Here is a 4053-nt window from a genome sequence, read left to right as displayed (position 1 = left end):
GTAACATTAGAGAATTCCAAACGGAAATCTGCCTATGGGGCATTTAGCGACTTAGCCTCGATTTTGATCGCCCGTGCCTTGCAAAACGGGGCCCTGGCGATAGAAGCAATTCTCCGCAGCCTATCGCGAGCCGGAGGAACTGCGTTCCCACGCCGCGGCAAAAGCCTTCGCTTTCGTTTCGACCGCCTTTGGCGTCATGCTTGGCCGGTAGAGCGCGCCGCCGATCCCGAAGCCGTCGGCGCCGGCCGTCCGATAGGGCGCGAGTTTGTCGGGCGTGATCCCGCCGACGGGAAATAGCGGCGCGTCCTTCGGCAGGACGGACCGCCACGCCCTGACGGCCTCGGGCGGCAGGACCTCGGCGGGGAACATCTTCAGGCCCGTCGCGCCGAGCCCCAGCGCTGCGAGGGCCTCGGTCGGCGTCGCCACGCCCGGCAGAACGCTGAGGCCGAGCCTCAGCGCGCATTCGATCACGCCGGGGTCCGCGTTCGGCGCGACGATCAGCCCGGCGCCGGCGCCGGCCGCGGCCTCGACGGCGCCCGGCATGAGCACGGTCCCGGCGCCGACGAGCGCGGCCTTTCCGACTCGGCGAGCGATGATCTCGATGCTCTTCAGCGGTTCGGGCGAATTCAGCGGAACCTCGATGCCGCCGAAGCCGGCCTCGACCAGGGCGGCGGCGATCGCTTCCGCTTCGTCCGGCGTCAAGCCGCGGAGGATGGCGATCAAAGGCGTTGGAGCAAGGGCGATCATGACAGAAGTCCAGCTTGGCGGGCGATGACGAACAGTCCGCGCGCCGCGGCGCGAGGCGGCGCGGCCGAGGCGACCTCGCCGAGGGCGGCGAACGCGGTCCGATAACGCTCAACGAGCGCATTCGCTCCCGCGATATGCGCCCTTTCGTCGGGAAAAAGCCGGCGCGCCTCGGCGATCTCGGCGCCGATGACGAGGCCAGAAAGATATTCGCCGGCGTCAGCTTCGGCGAGTTTTCCCGTAAGCGGAAGGCTGCGGGCGGAAAAGAGCGCGCCGATCAGCCCGTCTCCGTCCTCGCCGCGGGCGGCGGAGGCGCCCCGCCGGACGCCGAGCGCAAAGGGGGGCCCGAGCGGCTCAGGCGCGGCGGCGCGGGCGAAGGCGCCGATCAGCGTGTGTTCGCGGATCGCGGCGAACAATTCGCCGGTCACGAAGGTCTTGAAGCGCGCGACGCGGCCGTCTTCGACGACCGCCCATTTGCAATGCGAGCCGGGCAGCACGACGAGCCGCGCGCCCGCGTCGGCAATCCCCAAAATCTCGACCTCTTCGCCGCGCATCACGTCGGGCCGGCCGTTCTCGTCTTCGTACGAGAGGCCGGGAACGATCAGGACGCGCCGCCCGTCCGTCTCGACCGCGACCAGATTGTGCGCGATCGCGCGCGGATCGGCCGGGCATTTCACGTAAGGGGCCTCGCGCCAGCCGTTGCGGCTGCCGACCATGCCCGAAGCGAGGACCGGCAGGGCGGGATGCTGAGCGAGCCAAGCGCCGAGCAACCGACGGAATGCGGACGGAAATTCTCTCGGCGAAATCGAGGCGACGCCCTCGGCCGCCGCGATCCTGTCGAGAACCGCGCCATCGCCCGCCATGAGATAGGCGCGAAAACTGGACGATCCCCAGTCGACGCCGATCAGCGCAGGCGCGTTCATCGTCGCCCCTCCTTACCTGACCGCGAGCAATCCGCCGTCGACATTCGGATCGAAAAGCCGCTTCGTCCTTAAGCTTTCCGTCATTCGCCGATCTCCTCGCGGGCCCGCTTCTTGTGGGCGGCGAGCGCCATCAGCCGCCGGTCGCGCCAGGCCGCGCGCTCGGCCAGCTTTTCCGCCGGCAGGCGGCGTCGGCGCTCCGCTTCGATTCCATCCATTGCGCTGCCCGCCCAGTCAATCCGTCGCTGGGTCGAGGGAAAGATTCCGGCATAGATGCGCTGATAGCGCTCGGCGTAGTCGCGCACCCCTCCGGGCGCGTTGAGGTCGATGGTCTCGAACGGTCCCATGAAGGACCAGCGCAGCGCGAGACCCTCGCGGATGGCGATGTCGACGTCCTCGGTGGAGGCAAAGCCGTCGGCGACGAGCCGGAAGGCCTCTTCGAGCAGGGCGCCTTGAAGGCGGTTGACGACGAAGCCGTCAATCTCCCGCGTCATTACAATCGGCGCGTGGCCCGCGCTTACGAGCAAGGCGGCGGTGCGCTCGATCGCGTCCCGCCCGGTCCATGGCGCCGGCACGACCTCGACCGAGGGTATGAGATAGGGCGGGTTGATCGGATGGGCGACGAGGCAACGCCCGCGGCCCGCGAGCCCTTCGCTGAACAGCGACGGCAGGATCGCCGAGGTGGAGCTCGCCAGCACCGCTTCGGGATCGGCGAGCCGGTCGAGCTCGGCGAACACCCGCCGCTTGGCGGCGAGGTCCTCGGGGGTGTTCTCCTGCACGTGGCTCGCGCCGTCGAGCGCTTCTTCGAGCGAGCCGGCTCGGCGCATTCGGGCGCGGACCGAAAGAGGAGGTTCGCCGCGCAAGAGATCATTGGCGTCGAGGTCGGGCAGAACGCCGTTGACGAAGCGAAGCGCGTCGTCGATGGCTTCGGGACGCTCGTCCCAGATCGCCACCTCGTGGCCGGCGCGCGCGAAACTGACCGCCCAGGCGCGGCCGACAAGTCCCAGTCCGACGAGAGCGATCTTGCTCACTTCGTTTCCTCCGGTTCTTCGACCCGCCGCGATGAGGAGTAGCAGGCTCGCGGCTTCGAGGCCACGGCCGTACGAGATCCGAGATCGCCGTTTGGCCGAAACGCGCCGAAGCCTTATCATCGGGCGCATGACCGATGCGGAGATCGCCGCGCTTTGCGGCTGGATAGCCGAGGCCGGGCTTGCCGGGGCTTCGGAGACGACGCTATTGCAGGGCTTTTGCGAGCGCGCCGTAGCGAGCGGTCTGCCGCTCGCGCGCGGGGTCGCGTTCATCGACACCCTGCATCCGTTGTATGAGGGAAGGACCTTCCGCTGGGAGCGGGAGAAGCCGGACGTGACCTTTACCGATTACGGGCGGAGCACGGATGGCGAAGCCGCGGAGCGATGGCGGACCAGCCCCTGGTTCCGGATGCTGAACGACGGCGAATCCCTGTTGCGGCGCCGGATCGGGCCGGAGACCGCGTCCGAATTCCCAATCCTGCACGATCTCTACGAGGCGTCGCTGACCGAATACGTGGCGCTGCTCAACCGCTTCGACGCCGACGCCGTCATCGGCGAGATGGATTCGTTCTATTCAGGCTGGATGACCGACCGGCCCGAGGGCTTTTCCGACGCCGACGTCGAAGCCCTCGTTCGCGTCGTTCCCCACTTCGGACTGGCCATCAAGGCCGCCGCGCTCGGCCGCATCGCCGAGACGCTGGTCGAAACCTATCTCGGCCGCGACGCCGGGCGGCGGGTGCTGCACGGCCGCATCGAGCGCGGGGTCGCGGAACGCATCAAGACCGTCCTGTGGTTCAGCGACCTTCGCGACTACACCCGCATTTCCGACAACGCCGAAGCTGGGCAGATCATCCCGCTGCTCAACGACTACGCCGACGCGATCGTCTCGGCGATCCACGCGCGTTCCGGCGACGTGCTCAAGCTCATCGGCGACGGCGTGCTGGCGATCTTTCCCGCCCAGGACCGCGCCCGCGCCACCGCCGCGGCGCTCGAGGCCGCCAAGCAGGCGCGACTGGCGGTGGCGGAGCTCAACGAGCGTCGCGGCGCCGAGGGGCTTCCCACGACCGACATGTATCTCGGGCTCCATCTCGGCGTGGTGTTCTACGGCAATATCGGCAGCAAGGACCGGCTCGACTTCACCGTCGTCGGGCCCGCGGTCAACGAAGTGTCGCGGATCGCGGCGATGTGCCGCTCCGTCGACCAGCCGATCCTGATCTCCTCGGCATTCGCCAAGTCCTTCTCGTCCGACCGGCCGCCTTTCGTCTCCGTGGGCCGCTACGCCTTGCGCGGAGTCGGCAAGCCGCAGGAATTGTTCACGCTCGACCCCTACGCCTGAGGGGCAACCTGCGCGTACGGCGCTT

Annotated in this window: 4 protein-coding genes; 1 reads left to right on the top strand and 3 read right to left on the bottom strand. The window is 68.4% G+C overall.

Translation table 11 applies throughout. The features are described 5' to 3' along the window. Positions 1 to 120: 120 nt before the first annotated feature. The 3 genes from ACLP25_RS29130 to ACLP25_RS29120 form a co-directional block, all read right to left on the bottom strand. Positions 121 to 747: a 2-dehydro-3-deoxy-6-phosphogalactonate aldolase gene (locus ACLP25_RS29130; protein WP_442472583.1), complete on the bottom strand. Its 627-nt coding sequence runs from the start codon at positions 745 to 747 to the stop codon at positions 121 to 123. Further along, positions 744 to 1667 carry a 2-dehydro-3-deoxygalactonokinase gene (locus tag ACLP25_RS29125; protein ID WP_442472582.1) on the bottom strand — a complete coding sequence of 308 codons (924 nt, stop codon included), beginning with the start codon at positions 1665 to 1667 and terminating at the stop codon, positions 744 to 746. The genes ACLP25_RS29130 and ACLP25_RS29125 overlap by 4 nt, the downstream gene beginning before the upstream one ends. 80 nt (positions 1668 to 1747) lie before the next feature. Continuing rightward, positions 1748 to 2695 carry a 3-hydroxyacyl-CoA dehydrogenase gene (locus tag ACLP25_RS29120; protein WP_442472581.1) on the bottom strand — a complete coding sequence of 316 codons (948 nt, stop codon included), beginning with the start codon at positions 2693 to 2695 and terminating at the stop codon, positions 1748 to 1750. Between the two features lie 127 nt (positions 2696 to 2822). On the opposite strand from ACLP25_RS29120, the gene ACLP25_RS29115 reads away from it, so the two are divergent. Continuing rightward, positions 2823 to 4028 (top strand): adenylate/guanylate cyclase domain-containing protein, encoded by a 1206-nt coding sequence (locus ACLP25_RS29115; RefSeq protein WP_442472580.1) that lies wholly within the window; start codon positions 2823 to 2825, stop codon positions 4026 to 4028. Positions 4029 to 4053 lie beyond the last annotated feature (25 nt).

Source organism: Roseiarcus sp., assembly GCF_052145395.1.
Taxonomy (GTDB): Bacteria; Pseudomonadota; Alphaproteobacteria; order Rhizobiales; family Beijerinckiaceae; genus Roseiarcus.
Note: the sequence above shows the minus strand (reverse complement) of the source record. Positions and strands in the feature narration are given on the sequence as shown.

Excerpts from the sequence above, each read along its gene's own strand:
- ACLP25_RS29115 (WP_442472580.1), top strand. The coding sequence starts at position 2,823 with ATGACCGATGCGGAGATCGCCGCGCTTTGCGGCTGGATAGCCGAGGCC.
- ACLP25_RS29125 (WP_442472582.1), bottom strand. The coding sequence starts at position 1,667 with ATGAACGCGCCTGCGCTGATCGGCGTCGACTGGGGATCGTCCAGTTTT.
- ACLP25_RS29130 (WP_442472583.1), bottom strand. The coding sequence starts at position 747 with ATGATCGCCCTTGCTCCAACGCCTTTGATCGCCATCCTCCGCGGCTTG.